General features: G+C 60.2%; 1 protein-coding gene. It reads left to right on the top strand.

Going from position 1 to position 1981, the window contains the following annotated elements:
• Nucleotides 1-86 precede the first annotated feature (86 nt).
• Nucleotides 87-1466, top strand: a complete 1380-nt coding sequence (locus NEZ08_RS20345) for an IS1182 family transposase (protein ID WP_298110922.1) — start codon at nucleotides 87-89, stop codon at nucleotides 1464-1466.
• Nucleotides 1467-1981 lie beyond the last annotated feature (515 nt).

Here is a 1981-nt window from a genome sequence, read left to right as displayed (position 1 = left end):
TGGCCGATTTTGTTGCAGAACTAGCTTGAGAGGCGATGCGAACCGTGATTCCCTCGATTTGAGGCGGCCATCGGCGGAGCGGTTCGATGATGGGGCGGCGCAAGGGTGAGCAGGGCCAGCTGTTCTACGCGTTCGACCCTGAGTCGGTGGTGCCGGAGGACCATCAAGTCCGACGGATCGCTGTCGTGCTTGATCTTTCCTGGGTGCGGGCCAAGCTTGCACCGTATTACTCGCACACAGGGCGGCCTTCGATCGATCCGGAGTTGATGATCCGGATGCTCATTCTTGGTTACGTGTTTGCGATCCGCTCGGAGCGAGCGCTCTGCCGGGAAGTTCAAGTGAACCTCGCCTATCGCTGGTTCTGCGGTCTCGGCATCGAAGATAAGATCCCCGACCATTCCGCCTTCACGCGTGCCCGCAACGAGCGCTTTCGCGAGCATGATGTCTTTCGCGATGTTTTCGAGCGCATCGTCGCTGCGTGCATCAAGGCTGATCTTGTAGGCGGCACTGGCTTCGCCGTGGATGCAAGCCTGATCGCGGCGGATGCCAACAAGTGCCGCTCGACGCCTGGCCACAAATGGAGCTGCGACATCGATCCGGCGACGGCAAAGCGTGCGGTGCGAGATTATCTTGCCAACCTTGACGATCCCGCGTGGGGCACTGCCACAGACGTCGTACCGAAATTCGTCGCGCCTGCCGATCCAGCTGCACAATGGACCGGCGCACTGCGCAACGCTGCCTTCTTCGCTTACGCCGACAACTATCTCATTGATGTGAAGTTCGGTGTCATCATGGATGTCGAGGCGTCGCGGGCGATCCGGCAGGCAGAAGTCGGTGCGTCACAGACAATGATCGAGCGCACCGAGGCAACGTTCGGCATCAAGCCCGAATGGCTTGTGGCTGATACAGCCTACGGCTCGGCGCCAAACCTGCACTTCCTTGTCTACGAGAAGGAGATCGAGCCGCACATACCGGTGATCGATAAGTCGAAGCGCGGTGACGGCACGTTCAGCAGGGAAGACTTTACCTACGACGGTGAGTGCGATCGCTATGTTTGCCCGACAGGCAAGATTCTTCCGCGCTCGAACAGAAAGCGCAAGTCCCGCGGCGACGACATGATCTCCTACTTCTCGCGCGCCGCCGATTGCCGCTCGTGTCTGCTCAAGTCGAGATGCTGCCCAAAATCACCGAGCCGCAGAATCACGAGGCACATCCACGAGGCGGCGCGCGATTTCGCCCGCGCCGTCGCCAAGACGGCTGCATACGAGCAGACACGACGCGATCGCAAGAAAGTCGAAATGCTGTTCGCGCATTTGAAGCGCATTCTTCGCATGGGTCGATTGAGGCTCAGGGGACCGGCAGGTGCGCAGTTCGAGTTCACGCTTGCCGCCATTGCCCAGAACCTCCGCCGCCTTGCTAAGCTGACCTTCCATCCACCGGACACGGCGGAACTGCGCGTTGCGTAGCGTCATGTTGTGTCAGTGGCGTCAAGCGTCGATGCTAGGTGCCGCCGAGAGCCCCCTGGGCGATCGGGAAGGCGGCGCGACCGCAATTTTGGAAATATCTGGCCCGCCAGACAGCGCCGATCCCGCCCGGCTTCTGCAACAAAATCGGCCCGTTGCTGACCAGCGCACCCAACACCGTCATGTCCGCTTGCGGTGGCAGAGCGGTCTCAGCACCTCACGAAGCACACCGCTCGTTTTACCTCGGCAGCGGCTGGCCAGCGAAGCCTAGAAGCTTGAAGTCAGGGATGTAGGCCATTTGAGAACCATAGGTCGGCCCAAGGAATGACCCGAGCACCGCAGCACTCCTTTACGGCGAGTTAACGTCATCGACGCATCGCTGTCACACGGCGCAGTTAGACGGCAAGTCTCACGAGAGGCCTGTGATGACCAAAGTTCCGCCTTCGCACTTCAGCCCCGAATTGGTCGCACTCATGAAAGCGGCATTGGACACGGCTGTCGAACAAATCGCTCACTCG

The sequence above is a fragment of the Bradyrhizobium sp. genome, from assembly GCF_027451485.1.
In the GTDB taxonomy this organism is placed as follows: domain Bacteria; phylum Pseudomonadota; class Alphaproteobacteria; order Rhizobiales; family Xanthobacteraceae; genus Bradyrhizobium.
The sequence above is the reverse complement of the archived record's forward strand: the minus strand, read 5'-3'. Positions and strand labels throughout refer to the sequence as shown.